The organism is Marisediminitalea sp., from assembly GCF_984433645.1.
Window position 1 is genome coordinate 1 of record NZ_CFIDRX010000107.1, and the last position, 15,009, is coordinate 15,009.

Annotated in this window: 16 protein-coding genes; 10 read left to right on the forward strand and 6 right to left on the reverse strand. The window is 48.5% G+C overall.

Annotated features, from left to right (window positions below):
• The first annotated feature begins 495 nt into the window (after window positions 1-495).
• From AC4MRN_RS13555 to AC4MRN_RS13575, 5 genes are all read left to right on the forward strand, one after another.
• Window positions 496-921 (forward strand): hypothetical protein, encoded by a 426-nt coding sequence (locus tag AC4MRN_RS13555; protein WP_370242646.1) that lies wholly within the window; start codon window positions 496-498, stop codon window positions 919-921.
• On the forward strand, window positions 921-1,139 hold the full coding sequence (locus AC4MRN_RS13560) for a helix-turn-helix transcriptional regulator (RefSeq protein ID WP_155015424.1): 219 nt from the start codon (window positions 921-923) through the stop codon (window positions 1,137-1,139). The genes AC4MRN_RS13555 and AC4MRN_RS13560 overlap by 1 nt, the downstream gene beginning before the upstream one ends.
• 274 nt (window positions 1,140-1,413) lie before the next feature.
• Window positions 1,414-1,680 carry an OadG family protein gene (locus tag AC4MRN_RS13565; protein ID WP_073318986.1) on the forward strand — a complete coding sequence of 89 codons (267 nt, stop codon included), beginning with the start codon at window positions 1,414-1,416 and terminating at the stop codon, window positions 1,678-1,680.
• An 18-nt stretch (window positions 1,681-1,698) separates the two neighbouring features.
• The gene (oadA, locus tag AC4MRN_RS13570; protein ID WP_491203569.1) at window positions 1,699-3,486 is read left to right on the forward strand and encodes a sodium-extruding oxaloacetate decarboxylase subunit alpha; all 1,788 of its coding nucleotides are present in this window, start codon (window positions 1,699-1,701) and stop codon (window positions 3,484-3,486) included.
• Between the two features lie 4 nt (window positions 3,487-3,490).
• Window positions 3,491-4,621: a sodium ion-translocating decarboxylase subunit beta gene (locus tag AC4MRN_RS13575; protein WP_491203570.1), complete on the forward strand. Its 1,131-nt coding sequence runs from the start codon at window positions 3,491-3,493 to the stop codon at window positions 4,619-4,621.
• Window positions 4,622-4,636: 15 nt separating this feature from the next.
• On the opposite strand, the gene AC4MRN_RS13580 is transcribed toward AC4MRN_RS13575, so the two are convergent.
• From AC4MRN_RS13580 to pspF, 6 genes are read right to left on the reverse strand one after another with little or no spacing between them, the layout of a single operon-like run.
• Window positions 4,637-5,443, reverse strand: coding sequence for an ATP-binding cassette domain-containing protein (locus AC4MRN_RS13580; protein WP_491203571.1), 807 nt, complete (start codon window positions 5,441-5,443; stop codon window positions 4,637-4,639).
• Window positions 5,440-6,435, reverse strand: a complete 996-nt coding sequence (locus tag AC4MRN_RS13585; protein WP_073318974.1) for a peptide ABC transporter ATP-binding protein — start codon at window positions 6,433-6,435, stop codon at window positions 5,440-5,442. The genes AC4MRN_RS13580 and AC4MRN_RS13585 overlap by 4 nt, the downstream gene beginning before the upstream one ends.
• On the reverse strand, window positions 6,435-7,328 hold the full coding sequence (locus tag AC4MRN_RS13590; protein ID WP_073318971.1) for an ABC transporter permease subunit: 894 nt from the start codon (window positions 7,326-7,328) through the stop codon (window positions 6,435-6,437). Before AC4MRN_RS13590 ends, AC4MRN_RS13585 begins: the two co-directional genes overlap by 1 nt.
• Window positions 7,315-8,346, reverse strand: coding sequence for an ABC transporter permease (locus tag AC4MRN_RS13595; protein ID WP_155015419.1), 1,032 nt, complete (start codon window positions 8,344-8,346; stop codon window positions 7,315-7,317). Before AC4MRN_RS13595 ends, AC4MRN_RS13590 begins: the two co-directional genes overlap by 14 nt.
• Window positions 8,339-9,961: an ABC transporter substrate-binding protein gene (locus tag AC4MRN_RS13600; protein WP_073318966.1), complete on the reverse strand. Its 1,623-nt coding sequence runs from the start codon at window positions 9,959-9,961 to the stop codon at window positions 8,339-8,341. Before AC4MRN_RS13600 ends, AC4MRN_RS13595 begins: the two co-directional genes overlap by 8 nt.
• A 2-nt stretch (window positions 9,962-9,963) precedes the next feature.
• Window positions 9,964-11,070 carry a phage shock protein operon transcriptional activator gene (pspF, locus tag AC4MRN_RS13605; RefSeq protein WP_490711807.1) on the reverse strand — a complete coding sequence of 369 codons (1,107 nt, stop codon included), beginning with the start codon at window positions 11,068-11,070 and terminating at the stop codon, window positions 9,964-9,966.
• A 197-nt stretch (window positions 11,071-11,267) separates the two neighbouring features.
• Between pspF and pspA the strand changes: the two genes are divergently transcribed.
• From pspA to AC4MRN_RS13630, 5 genes are all read left to right on the forward strand, one after another.
• Window positions 11,268-11,960 carry a phage shock protein PspA gene (gene pspA / locus AC4MRN_RS13610; protein ID WP_155015416.1) on the forward strand — a complete coding sequence of 231 codons (693 nt, stop codon included), beginning with the start codon at window positions 11,268-11,270 and terminating at the stop codon, window positions 11,958-11,960.
• A gap of 53 nt (window positions 11,961-12,013) precedes the next feature.
• On the forward strand, window positions 12,014-12,253 hold the full coding sequence (gene pspB / locus AC4MRN_RS13615; protein WP_073318960.1) for an envelope stress response membrane protein PspB: 240 nt from the start codon (window positions 12,014-12,016) through the stop codon (window positions 12,251-12,253).
• Entirely contained in the window at window positions 12,250-12,699 is a 450-nt protein-coding gene (gene pspC / locus AC4MRN_RS13620) for an envelope stress response membrane protein PspC (protein ID WP_073318957.1), read from the forward strand. Before pspB ends, pspC begins: the two co-directional genes overlap by 4 nt.
• A gap of 208 nt (window positions 12,700-12,907) precedes the next feature.
• Complete coding sequence (gene phhA / locus AC4MRN_RS13625; protein ID WP_491203572.1) at window positions 12,908-13,705, forward strand: phenylalanine 4-monooxygenase; 798 nt, start codon at window positions 12,908-12,910, stop codon at window positions 13,703-13,705.
• A gap of 157 nt (window positions 13,706-13,862) precedes the next feature.
• The coding region (locus AC4MRN_RS13630) for a sigma 54-interacting transcriptional regulator (protein ID WP_491203573.1) at window positions 13,863-15,009 on the forward strand (1,147 nt) is incomplete at its 3' end.

Below are 15,009 nucleotides of genomic sequence, written 5' to 3' on the forward strand. Positions count from 1 at the left end.
ACCTGGCTACGAACCAGGCGGTCGGAGGTTCGAATCCTTCCACACGCGCCACATTACGAAAGCCCGTTCAATGCGAACGGGCTTTTTTGTTTTTGGCCTGCGTCAGAACGGGCTGAGTATATTACTTCGCAAATGACCTGATTACATTGCTACACACTTTCTAGTATTTAACTCACGCCATTCTCAGTTTGCCACGCAGCGCCTTGGTTTGCGCTACAGGCCTAAACGTAAATATCAATTTCATAACTCACACCCTTTTCCCCGTTTAAACTAATAAGACGTTGGGCATGATGCCGTGCCATAACAAGCTTCTCTGCGAGACAATTTAAGCGCCGCATACTGACCTGGATCAGTACCGTTATTATTCACCTGGCTACACTCTGATATATCAACTCCGACACATTCACTAACAATTGCTATGTTAAAAATTTTTGACATCAAACTGAGCTGAGTAAATACTAACCATGTTAAAAATAGTTAACATGGGTGAACAAAATGTCATTTCAGGAAAAATCAGCGTGGGTCATGGCGCTGGCACTAACAGTAATATCTATTATGTGCGGGTGGTCCGTGTATGAAGCATCAGTTGCGGCGGGTGGCTTAGTGTCACCGTCTATTGGATTGATTTCTTCATACACTCTGGTATTGGTCGTCATTGTGGTGGCTGGGCAGGTTGTGATCAGTATCTGTTCGCCCAAACAGGCATCAACACCAGCCGATGAACGGGAAATACATATTGAGCGGAAGGCTGGCTATACGTCGGGTTGGATCATGGGGGTAGGCGCTGTTGTGTCGATGTCGCACTATCTGCATTGGAACAACGGAGACATGCTGTTTTATATGGTGCTGGGCAGTATGGCATTAGCAGCCATTGTCGATTACGTATATCGCATTGTATTGCACCGGAGCGCGATTATTTAATGGCAAAGCAGTTACCGATCACGAATTCAATAAAAGCGCTCAGAGAAGCACATGGAGAGATGACGCAATCCCAATTGGGGGAAGCCGTAGGGGTAACACGTCAAACCGTGGCGGCCATCGAGCAACGGCGCTACTCGCCCTCGCTGGAAACGGCGTTTCGCATTGCACGGGTATTTGACGTTAGCGTGAATGATGTCTTCGAGTGGGATGATAAATAGTGCTAAAGCACTATTTATCATTGTTGTTTATGGGATGTATAAATTTAAATAATATTATGGTGGGTGGTAGTGAGCACCGTTTTTAGTTGGTTTGATATATTCATCAAATCTATGGGACCCATCACCAAATGAATATATTATTCACAAAAACGAATAATTATTGCAGTTAAAACGCCTATATTGATTTTTTATGCAATTCAAACGGGTGTTTGTATTGTGTTTTATATACCGACATGGTACTTATTCGTTTCCAAAATTTTGGCCGGGAAAAACTATGTCCGCACAATCTATAAACGATTTATTGTTCGAAGCTGCTACCTTACTCATGGTAGGGATGGGCTTCGTGTTCGTATTTCTTACCATATTGATCGCGGCGGTGAACCTTCTGAAGGCGTTCTGTGAACGCTTTCCAGGCCAGGAGCCTCAGGCGCCAACGAGAGCGTCGTCAAAGGCTGCACGTCCAGCACAGGCAAATGAAGATAAAAATATCGTTGCTGCTATTACTGCTGCCGTACATGCACACCGTCAAGCTAACCGTTAACACACTTTAGGAGCTCACATGTCAAAGCCACTGGCCATTACCGAACTGGTGCTTCGGGATGCACACCAATCCCTGCTCGCCACCAGAATGCGCATAGAGGATATGCTGCCAATCGCTGAAAAACTGGATAAGGCCGGATACTGGTCAATTGAGTCCTGGGGTGGGGCAACGTTTGATGCCTGTATTCGTTATCTGGGTGAAGATCCCTGGGAGCGTATTCGCTTGTTGAAGCAGGCCATGCCAAATACACCGCAGCAAATGTTACTGCGTGGCCAAAACCTGCTGGGCTATCGCCATTATGCCGACGACGTGGTAACGCGTTTTGTTGAGCGCGCGCACGACAACGGTGTAGACGTATTCCGTATTTTCGATGCAATGAACGACGTTCGTAACCTGGAAACGGCAGTAAAAGCTGCAGTCAACTGTGGTGCTCATGCCCAGGGAACGATTTCGTATACCGTAAGCCCGGTACACAACCTGCAGTTGTGGCTGGACATGGCCAAGCAACTCGAAGACATGGGTGTACACTCCATCTGCATTAAAGACATGGCTGGCCTGTTAAAGCCTTACGAGTGTGAAACGCTCATAACGCAACTTAAGCAAACGGTAGATGTACCGATTGCCATGCAGTGTCACGCAACCACAGGTTTGAGTACGGCCACTTACCAGAAAGCCATTGATGCCGGCATTGATATCCTCGACACCGCGATTTCGTCGATGAGCATGACCTATGGTCACTCTGCGACCGAAACGATGGTGTCTATTCTGGAAGGCACTGAGCGTGATACCGGATTGTCATTGCCTGATTTAAGCGAAATTGCTGCTTATTTCCGTGAAGTTCGCAAAAAATACGCGAAGTTTGAAGGTAGCCTGAAAGGCGTGGACGCCCGTATCCTGCTTGCTCAGGTACCGGGTGGTATGCTGACAAACATGGAAAATCAGCTGAAAGAGCAGGGCGCAGAAGAAAAGTTCGACGACGTACTGTTAGAAATCCCGCGCGTTCGTGAAGATTTAGGCTTTATTCCGCTGGTAACACCCACATCACAGATTGTTGGCACCCAATCAGTACTGAACGTACTGACCGGTGAGCGCTACAAGAGCATTACCAAAGAAACCGCTGGCGTGTTGAAAGGTGAGTACGGTGCCACAGCGGCGCCAGTAAACGCAGAACTACAACAGCGCGTATTGGATGGCGGTGAAGCCATTACGTGTCGCCCGGCTGATCTGATCGACCCTGAACTGGAAAAACTGGAAACAGAACTGGATTCACTGGCATCGGAGAAGTCAATTACCTTGGCGGAGCAAAAAATTGACGACGTACTGACGTATGCATTGTTCCCTCAAATTGGCCTTAAGTTCCTGGAAAACCGCGGTAATCCGGATGCCTTTGAGCCGGCTCCTTCTGAACAAACAGCCGCAGCGCCTGCTGCTCCTGCAGCCACTGCAAGCGCAGATGCGCCGAGCAGTTATGACGTTCGTGTCGACGGCAAAGTGTATAGCGTGGAAGTAGCTGCGTCTGGCCAGTTGGGGGCGATTACGCCGGTTGCTTCTGCTGCACCAGCACAAGCTGCTGCGCCAGCACCATCGGCAGGTGGTCAGGCAATCAATGCACCGTTAGCCGGTAACGTGTTTAAAGTACTGGTAGGCCCTGGCGATCAGGTGAGTAATGGCGATGTGGTCATTATTCTGGAAGCCATGAAAATGGAAACCGAAATCCGTAGTGCCTTCGATGGCACTGTGTCTGCCGTCCTGGTGAAAGAAGGCGACAGCGTTACCAACGGCCAGCCGCTAATCGAGTTAGGGTAACGCCATGGAACAGTTAGCAATTTTATGGAATAGCACTGCGCTGGCGCATTTTGAGCTGGGGCAGGTGGTTATGATGGCGGTAGGTGCATTATTGCTTTACCTGGCCATTGTGCGTGGTTTTGAACCTTTACTGTTATTTCCTATTGGCTTTGGTGCCATTCTGACCAACATCCCACTGGCAGGTTTTACCGATCCGGGCGGATTGTTGTACTACATCTATGAGGTAGGTATTCACTCAGGCGTCTTCCCTTTGCTCATTTTTATGGGCGTAGGGGCAATGACTGACTTCGGTGCGTTAATCGCAAACCCCAAGATGTTATTACTCGGTGCAGCCGCGCAATTCGGTATTTTTGCCACCTTGTTTGGTGCGATTGCGCTGAATTTCATTCCGGGGTTCGACTTTACCCTTAAAGATGCCTCTGCGATTGCCATTATTGGTGGGGCGGATGGTCCGACAGCTATTTTCCTGGCTTCGCGCCTTTCACCCGATTTACTGGGGGCAATTGCGGTAGCAGCGTATTCTTACATGGCGCTGGTGCCAATTATTCAGCCGCCAATCATGAAAGCGTTAACGACGCCGGAAGAGCGCAAAATTGAAATGGCGCAATTGCGTCATGTCAGTAAGAAAGAGAAAACCCTGTTCCCATTGGGCGTACTGCTGCTGACCATTTTGTTCCTGCCGTCGGCTACGCCTTTGGTGGGCATGTTTTGCTTCGGTAACCTTATGAAAGAATGTGGTGTGGTTGACCGTTTAAGCAAAACCGCGCAAAACGAGCTGATCAACATAGTGACTATCTTCCTGGGCCTGGCGGTTGGTTCCAAACTGTCTGCCGATAAATTCCTGACGGTAGAAACCTTAGGTATTTTAGGACTGGGTGCGGTTGCGTTCGGTATCGGTACGGCGGCTGGGGTATTAATGGCGAAATTGATGAGCCGCTTAACAGGCGGTTCTATTAACCCATTAATTGGCGCTGCCGGTGTATCTGCTGTGCCAATGGCTGCGCGGGTAGTGAATAAAGTCGGTCTGGAAGCAAACCAGCACAACTTCCTGTTGATGCATGCGATGGGCCCGAATGTAGCCGGGGTACTGGGTTCTGCCGTAGCTGCCGGTGTTTTGCTTGCGCTGGTAGGCTAGTCGATTAACCGCTGATCACCGCAGCGTTTGCTGCGGGATCAGTGACTGATAAGACAACACCAGTTTTTTGGTTGTTTCATGCTGAGGCCATCGAAAGATGGTCTCTGTTTTTCCACTCTCTATAATCTGACCACCATCCATCACAATCACTCGGTCGGCGATATGTCGAACGATTCCCAGGTTGTGAGAAATAAATATAAAAGCCAACCCCATTTCTTGTTGCAGCTTTAAGATCAGGTTTACGGTTTGTGATCGTATCGTCGGGTCCAATGCTGCGAATGGCTCATCGGCAATTAATACTTTGGGCTCTGGCAGAATGGCACGGGCCAGGGCGACACGTTGTTGCTGTCCGTCAGACAGCATATGCCGGTAAAAGTAGATGTGCTCACGCAGTAACCCTACCTTCACCAGGGTATCGGCAATCAGGGCCTTGCGTTCAGCTTCTGACAGGCCCGTATTCAAACGCAGAGGTTCATCGAGTATCTGGCCAACGGTAATGCCAGGGTTCATGGACTCGCTGCTATGTTGAAAGATCATACGAATACCGGTGATATCGGCATTTTTGCGCGCTGCGCGATGTCGAACAGACCAGTACTTCTCTTCCATGAGGTGAATATTACCCTCATCAGGCTCTACCGCGCCGGCCAGCATTTTTGCCAGCAGTGATTTCCCCGAGCGGTTCTGGCCAATGATTGCAATGGTTTCGCCTTTGGTTACCTGCATATCAATTGGGCCTAGCGAAAAAATCTCAGGTTTCTTCAACCAACGCTTTTTACTGCTGTGCCTGAACGTCAGGCCACTGACATCCAATACCTGCTTCATAATTTCTCCATATGCAGCGGGAAGTGGCAGCTGTAACTGTGATCGTGGATTTTACGCACTGCCGGAACGTTCACGCAGGCGCGCTGTGCTCTTGGACAGCGCGGCCCTAAACGACAGCCAATAGGCAAGTGTTGTAGCGTTGGGATCGTCCCCGCCAGTGTGGGCAACTGGGATTTGGGCGGCAAATCTTTGCTGAAACTGGGTGCGCTGTCTAACAGCGCCTTGGTATAAGGATGCAATGGACGCTTGCGTATGTGTTTCATTTTGCCGGACTCAACGGTTTGCCCGCAATACAATACCGTCATGGTATGCGACATACTGGCAATCGCCAGCAGGTCGTGGCTGACGAATAAAATGCCAAGTGAGCGTGTTTGGTTCAACCGCGAGAGCAATTTCAGTACCTGTACCTTGGTGGTGGTTTCCATGCCTCGGGTCGGGTCATCGGCTATCAGCATTTTAGGCTGATTCACCAACGCCATGGCCAGCATCAGCTTTTGCCCGATATCGGTTGGAATTTGGTGGGGATAAGCACGCAGGTAGTGGTTGTGATCTTTTATTCCGACTTTGTGCACGGTACTAATGACTTCCCTGCGCCGTTGTTGAGCGCGTTGCCAGAACCACTTACCTTCAATTAATTCATCCGGTACGGCTTCCTCAAGCTGTTCTCCCAACGTCACGGAAGGGTCGAGCGAGGCAATGGCGTGTTGAAACACCACGCCGATGTCTTTGCGCAATACCTGACGGCGTTGCTCAACAGACATCGACAACAAGTTTTCACCGTTCCAACTCATGCGGTCGGCGGTAAGATGCCAGTTGCCGGGTGTAGCACCAGCGATGGCTTGTACAATCAGGCTTTTCCCTGAACCCGATTCGCCAACCAGCGCGCGAATTTCGCCGGAGTTCACCGTTAAGTTAATTTTATCCAGCGCTTTAATGGACTGGGAGCCGGTATTGATTTCAAGGGTAAGGTTTTTAATGTCTAACAATGGCATTAGCGATTTACCCTTTTTCTCAATGCTGAACGAAGGCCATCACCTACCACGGTGATCGACAGTACCATCAGGAATATGGCGATCCCCGGAATGGCAATATTCCACGGCGACAAATACCCGACATCCAGACCTGCTGCCAGAATAGCGCCAAGCTCGGGTAATGGCGGCTGTGCGCCTAAATTCAGGAAGCCCAGGGCGCTTATATCAATAACGGCAATAGACAAGGCCAGGGTGCCTTGCACGACCAGCATTTCAATCATGTTGGGTAAAATTGAATAGTAAAAAATCTGCAGGCGATTTGCGCCGTCCAATGTCGACGCCTGAATGTAGTCTTTTTTCATTTCGGCGCGCACAAAGGTACGGGTGTGATGAATAAACTGCGGGATAAGCGCCAGTGTGATGGCCCACATACTGTTGACCAGACCACTGCCTAAAATGCCTACGATGATAATGGCAATCAGCAGGGTAGGGATGGCCATTAACGCATCCAGTAAGTGATTGACGACGCTTGATCGCACTCCGCTTAACATGCCTGCAATGGTACCTATAGACACGCCCACCGCCATGGCAATGATGACCACCAGTAGACTGGTACCAAAGGTTACCCGGCAGCCATACATAATCCGTGAAAATAAATCCCGGCCCAGTGCATCTGTGCCAAACAGATGGGTAATCGAACCATTCGGGTGCCAGCTTGGAGCCACTAAAATGGACTCCGTATTCTGGAACAAGGGATCATAGGGCGTAACCAACGGAGCGAAGAATGCAAAGAAGACAAACAGCAGCAGAATCGCTAACCCCACCAGAGCTACGTGACTGGATTTAAACTCGCGCCATGTGTGCTGCCACGGTGACGGGCGAATTTCATCTTCGTAGAGACTAAATCGTGACACTTTCGAATTTTTCCCTGCTGGGGTCAATTAACCGGTTAAACAAATCTATCGAAATGGTAATAATGACTACCAGAGTCGATACCGCCAGCATGCCAATCCGCAGTGCTGAATAATCACGCTGATAAATTGCCTGAATAAGCCAGTTGCCAATACCTGGCCAGGAAAACAAGGTTTCTACAATCATAGCGTTCGTGATCAGGGTTGTGATCTGCATGGCCATGAGCGGCAATATGGGCAGCAGCGCGTTGCGCAGTACGTGCCGGAAAAATATTTGGCGATTTGATAGTCCGCGCGCTTTAGCTGCTGTGATATAGGGCTTATTGAGTACATCAATAATAGAGCGACGGGTGATACGAATAATCGCTGCAGTTGAAATACAGGCTATCGACAACGTCGGCAGAATCAGATGCAAGAATGCATCACGCATGGCTAGAGAGGTATCAACGTCATCTGCAAGCAGAATATCAATGAACAAAAAGCCGGTCTGGCTGGGTATATCGAACAATAAGTTCAGTCTGCCAGATAAAGGCAACCAGCCAAATTGCAGACTAAACGTCAGTATAAACAACACGGCAAGCCAAAATACCGGTACCGAATAGACGGTGACGCTGAGCGAGTTAATGGTGAAATCGGCATTCGTGTAGGCGCGTAAACCGCTATAACAGCCAATGGGAATACCCACCATTATCACAATCATCATCGCGTATGTACTAAGTTCTACGGTAGCGGGGAGCGCGGTAAGTACTTCTTCCTTGAGTGGTTGACCCGAGATCAGGCTGTAGCCCCAGTTGCCGCTGAATAGCTGCTCCAGGTAGTGCCAAAACTGAATTAAATAGGCACTGTCCAGCCGGTATTGGCGAACAAGGGCATCGTGTTGAATACTATTCTGCGGGGTGATACCAGTGAGATTGATGATCGGCTCTGCAGGGAACAGGTATATCAATGTAAAAGACAATGCTGACAAAGCCAGCAATGTCAGCACAAACAAAATAGTGTAGCGCAGTAGGATATTAATCACGGGGTTTGGTTACCCCGCCAAGTCGAACGCCACCGAATGGATTGATGATCATGCCATTGAGTTCTTTCCGGTAGGCCTGATAGCGGTATGCATGCGCAATAGGCACCAGTGGAAGTTTTTCAAAAATTAATTGATTAGCTTGCAAATATAGCGCTTTTCGCACTTCAATGTCTTCGGTTTGCAGCGCCTTGTCGAGAATTTCATCGTAGGCAGGCTCACACCAACGTGCGCGATTGGTGCCGGAAGGGATCGCATCGCAACTTAGCAGCGGCCGATAGAAGTTATCCGGGTCGCCATTGTCAGCAGACCAGCCAATTAATACTGAATCGTGATTGCCTTCTCTTAGCAAGCGTCTGAATGTGGTCCAGTCGTAGCTCACAATGTTCACGTTTACTTCGATTTCCGCCAGGTAATTCTGAATGAGCTCCGCCATTTTCTTCGCATTGGGGTTATAGGCACGCTCTACCGGAATGGCCCATACATTCATAGTGAACCCGGGTGGTACACCGGCATTGTCCAGTAACTTACGCGCCAGTACCGGATTATAGCCAGTGTCATCGGCGTCAGCCTGATACGCCCAGCTCGCAGCTGGTAGCAAGGACCTGGCGCGGGTCGCGCTGTCGAAATACACGGCTTCCAACAAGGTGTTTTTATCGATGGCATAGGCCAGCGCCTTGCGAACATCCGGATTGTCGAACGGCGGACGCTCGGTATTAAAGGCCCAGAAGCCAATATTCAAACCGGCTTTCTCAGCCAGGACCAAATCGTCGCGTTCACGAATAATTTCATGGTCGACTCGGGCCGGGAATGCAATCGCATCACACTCACCGGTCATGAGTTTTGCCAGTCGCAGGGAGCTCTTGGGCGTGATATCAAAAATCAATGTGTTACTGTCGGGTTGTCCCCGCCAGTAAGAAGGGTTGGCGTTGTAGCGTATATAGTGGTCTTTTTTATAGCTCTGGTATTGATAAGGGCCGGTACCGATCGGGAATTCGTCCAGCTCTTCGGGCGTTCCCATGGACATCAGATAGTCAGCGTATTCAGCCGACAATATGACCGAGAAGTCACTGGCGATATTGGCCAAAAAAGAACTGTCACGCTCAAACAGCGCTATTTCTACCTCGTTCGAAGATATTTGACGAATATCAGCAATGTTTGACGCCAGTCCCAGACTTTCAAAATACGGGTAATAGCCACCGGAAACACGGTGAAACGGGTGTTCAGTTAAACGCCAGCGATTGAACGAAAACACCACATCTGATGCATTAAACGGACGGGTAGGCGTGAAATAGGCGGTACTGTGAAACACCACATCTGGCCGCAGCGTAAATCGGTAAATCAGGCCGTCTTCACTGACTGACCATTCGCTGGCCAAAGACGGTTGAATACGGCCGGTTTCGGTATCGAACTCTAACAGGCGGTCATAGATTTGGTGCGCGGTAGCATCGGCCGTGGTGGTTGATGTATCCAATTGCGGGTTCATCGATAACGGATCGCTCTCAGAGCAATACACCAGCCCTTCCTGAAATTTCTCACTGTATTTTTGCGGCGAACAACCAGCCAGGCTAAAAAAACAAATAACCGTAAGCAAATGACTGGCTGACGGATAGCGCATGATCAGTTTTCCTCGGCCGTGGAATCAAGCAGGTTGTATTTCTTCAGATAACCACGCAGTTGATGGTAAGTCAGACTGAGCTTTTCTGCGGTCTTTTTCTGATTGTACTGACTGTCGGCTAATGCTTGTTGGATCATATTGATCTCGTAATCCTGGCTGAGCTGCTTTAAATCCAACGGATAGTCTGCAATAGGCGGCATAAGTGTCGGAAGTTCAGCGGCCGCTGGCTGAGCTGCTGGCGCCGAGGCAATCGGTTGGGCATCAGTCGGTGCTGATGACGGCGATTGTGCAATCCTATCCTGGGTTTTGACTCTGGCCTGGGGGCGAAATGCAGATTCAAACGGGTCGAGGATAATTTCGTGCACGGGTAGATTTGGATTATTACAACGGTACACGGCCCGCTCTACCACGTTCTTCAATTCACGGATGTTACCGGGCCAGTCATACTCAAGCAGGGTCCGCTTGGCTTTTTCGGTAAAGCCACTGAACAGCTCCATTTCCAGTTCCCGCGCCATATTGATGGCAAAGTTCTCTGCCAGCAATAAGATGTCGTCTTTGCGTTCACGAAGCGGCGGAATGGTAATTACATCGAAAGCAAGTCGGTCGAGTAAGTCGGCTCTGAATTCGCCTGAGTCTGCCAGCGAAGGCAAATCTTCGTTGGTTGCGGCAATGAGTCGAACATCGACCTTTAACGTTCGGCTGCCACCTACGCGCTCAAACTCACCGTATTCAATAACGCGCAGCAGTTTTTCCTGAATCAATCCCGAGGTGTTGGCCAGCTCATCCAGAAACAAGGTACCATTGTGAGCAACCTCAAAACGACCTTCCCGGCGTTTGGCTGCGCCGGTAAATGCCCCGGCTTCATACCCGAACAATTCACTTTCCAGTAAATTTTCGTTCAGCGCGGCACAGTTGAGCTTCACATAGTTTTGATCCCAGCGTTTTGACAGGAAGTGTAAACGCGCTGCGATGAGTTCTTTACCGGTTCCACGTTCACCGATAATCAATACGGGTTTATTTAGCGGCGCAATTTGAGAAACCTGTTCCAGAATCTCTAAAAAACTGTTCGCTTGCCCGAGCAAATTGTCCTGTTGGCGAAACCGACTCATTAATTCCCTCAAAAAGTAGCCAAATCGACCAATTAATAGTGTAGATTAAAAAAGATGCCGATTCGAGTATTTCTTTTTTTCTATTTAAACTGTTTAAAAACAGTGTGTTAAAATATTTTTTGAAGTTGGCAGGGTATTTGTATGGTTAGTACCAAGATTAACCATTCGTTTTCAACACGAGCCAGAGGTAAGTAATTATGGGTATCTTCTCGCGTTTCACTGACATTGTGAACTCAAATATTAATGCATTACTCGATAAGGCTGAAGATCCGGAGAAAATGGTTCGCCTGATCATCCAGGAAATGGAAGACACGCTGGTAGAAGTACGTTCAGCGTCAGCCAAAACCATTGCCAGTAAAAAGGACATCGTGGCACAAATTAGCAAAACGGAAGCGGATGCCGCAGACTGGCAGGCCAAAGCGGAGTTTGCACTAAGCAAAGACCGTGAGGACCTGGCACGCGCAGCGCTTCAGGAAAAGAAAAAGAGTAACGAAGCGGCTGAGTCACTCAGCAAAGAGCTACAGATTGTTGAAGAACAAATCGGTAAGCTTCAAACTGAAACCGCACAGCTGCAGGAAAAACTGGCCGATGCTAAGGCACGTCAGAAAACCATTATCATGCGTCAGAAAACCGCGTCTTCGCGACTGGAAGTTCGCAAAACACTGGATAGCGGTAAAATCGACGAAGCAATGGGACGCTTTGAGCAATACGAGCGCAAAATTGACGACATTGAATCGCAAGTCGAAGCGTATGACCTGGGTAAAAAATCGTTACACGATGAATTTGCAGAGTTAGAAGCCGGCGATAAAATTAATGATGAGCTGGAAGCATTGAAAGCCAAAATGAAGCAGTCTGCAAAGCCTGCTGGCAAATCAGCCAAAGCGAAATAAGTTAATAACGTATTCGGCTGATTGATTTCAGCGCTTCATATCGGAGGTATATTATGGATGAAGGCACGGTTGCACTAATACTTGCACCATTGATTATCTTTTTGATCTTTGTTGCACCTATCTGGTTGATTCTGCACTATCGCAGTAAGAAGCAGGTCAACCAGGGCTTAACGGCTGAAGATCAGATTGCACTACAGGAACTGGCTGGCAAAGCCGAAATGATGGCAGACAGAATTAAAACCCTGGAAGCAATTCTTGATTCAGAAGCACCTGAGTGGAGAAATCGCGCATGACTAAGAAAACGATTTATCGTGACACCAAGCACGGCCGGATTGCCGGTGTGTGCGCCGGCATCGCCGAGTACTTCGGACTTGAAGTCTGGTTGGTACGTATCCTGACGGTCACGGCGTTTTTCTTACTTGCAGGGCCGTTTGTTTTCGTCACCTACATTGCGTGCTGGTTTATTTTTGACAAGCGCCCGGCGAACGTGGAGCAAGTGCCCACCTACCGCGATGGCAGCGACACCAGCAAGGGATGGCGGAACAGTGATGCCGGTGGAGCCGACGACAACGAGCGCGTAGAAGTGAAAACCAAGGTGTGGCAGGCCGGTGAGCCGCCAAGACAAGCTTTTCACGATATTGCGAACCGTTTCCAGGGAATCGAAAAACGTTTGCGCAAAATTGAAACTTACGTAACGTCCAGAGAGTATCAGTTAAACCGCGAAATTAGCCGTTTATAACGCTATGCTCAACCATCATAAAAAAGCCTGTTAGTCTATGATTTAGCAGGCTTTTTTAATGCCTTTTATAAATTTTCGGCAGTGTCATTAAGTCGCATTTTGTAAATTTAATGTTACATCGAATGAACAGGTGTGAACCGCTCGGGAGTGTTGCTGAGCACCAAAATCATTACACTTTAGTCAATAAATTGTTAACTAAATTCGGTGTATGGCTAAGCAATCAAAATATCATTCAAAAACTCCCGGCCCAGGCGGAATTATTCAGTGGTCAGCGGAAGAGAACCGCGTGTGGAAGGCATTGTATGACCAACAAATGGCGTTGCTACCAGGCAGAGCATGTGATGAGTATTTTCACGGCTTGGAGTTACTGGGCTTGCAGCCTGACGTTATTCCGCAGCTCCCTGATATAGACCGGGCGCTGCAGGCAGCTACCGGATGGCAAACCGCTGCGGTGCCGGCGTTGATCAGCTTTGCAGAGTTTTTTGAATTACTGGCGAACAAGCGTTTCCCGGTTGCGACCTTTATTCGTAGCGAAGAAGACTTTCATTATTTACAAGAGCCGGACATTTTCCACGAGGTTATGGGACATTGTCCTTTGTTGACCAATCCGGCCTTTGCCAAATTCACAGAAAGATATGGCAAACTAGGTCTGGCTGCGAGTAAAGAAGACCGTGTCTTTTTGGCTCGCTTGTACTGGTTTACCGTTGAGTTTGGTTTGGTAAAACAGCATGACGGCCTGCGTATTGTCGGTGGTGGAATACTGTCTTCGCCGAAAGAAACGCAATACGCGCTGGAAAGTGACGTACCGGTTCGTCGTGACATTGTGGTGACTGATGTACTCAGAACGCCATATCGCATCGATATTCTGCAACCGCTTTACTACATTCTGGAAAACTTCGACCAGTTGCTGGACATTTCAGAAATGGATCTGATGGCACTTGTTCAGGAAGCCAAACAACTGGGGTTGTTCGAACCTCTCTTCGAACCCAAGAAAAAAGCAAGCTAACTATACTAAAATTAGCAACCGTGCATGCCTGGCATGCACGGTTTTTTGCATTTTTATGGAAAAATGAACATTTCAGTTGCTAATTGCGTATTACGCTAGAATAGTTATTAAATTGTGATATTCTGTAAAATATAGTTTACAGCTGCCAGGTGTTTGGATGCGTTTAGAAATCAGTTGTCAGGACAGACTCGGGATCGCCCAGGATGTGCTGGATATTTTAGTTACCCATAACATTGACCTCCGCGGTATAGAAATCGACGAAGTCGGTAAAATTTTCCTCAACTTTCCCAATATCAAATTCGAGGATTTTCAGCATTTGATGCCGAAAATTCGCCGTATTCCAGGGATCGAAGACGTAAAAACCACACTATTTATGCCTGGCGAGCGGGAGCGTAATCAATTGTTTGCGATTGTCCAAACGTTGCCTGATCCGGTTTTTTCCATTGATAACCGCGGCAAACTGTTATTGTGCAACGATGCAGTGACCAGCGGCCTCGAGATGGATGAAAACGACCTGTTGCTCACTGAGATTGGTGAGTATGTTAAAGGATTTAATTTCAGCCGTTGGTTGGAAAGCAAAAATCCAACGCCACACAGCACCAAGGTGAAGTTTATACAACAGGATTTTGTTGCAGATATTTTACCCATTACCGTCGATGATTCCGACGACAAAACCGTGTTAGCTGGGGCGGTTGTGATGTTGAAGTCAGAAGTGCGTCTGGGTCAGCAAATTACTGTGTTTCAACAGCACGATACCGGCAGCTTTGACAAGTTGATTACGCAGTCGCCAACTATGCAGCAGACTATCGACGAGGCAAAACGCATTGCCGATCTCGATGCCCCTATTCTTATTTTTGGTGAAACCGGTACGGGCAAAGAAATGCTGGCAAAAGCATGCCATCAGAGCAGTCGCCGAGCCGACAAACCTTTTCTTGCACTAAATTGCGGTGCTATACCCGATAACGTGGCTGAAACTGAACTGTTTGGCTATGCGGCAGGTACATTCAACCAAACCCAGGCCAAAGTGGGGCTGATTGAACAGGCCGCAGGTGGTACTTTACTACTCGATGAAATCGCCGACATGTCAACCCAACTCCAGGCAAAGTTGTTGCGAGTACTGGAAGATGGTGAGTTTCGTCGCATTGGTGACGTAAACCCGGTCGGCGTTGACGTGCGATTTATTTGCACCACCTGTCAGGACTTGGGGCAATTGGTAGAAGAAGGTAAATTCCGTAAAGAGCTGTATTACCGGTTAAACGTATTGGGTCTGGTCGTGCCGTCGCTTCGCGAACGTCGCTCAGACA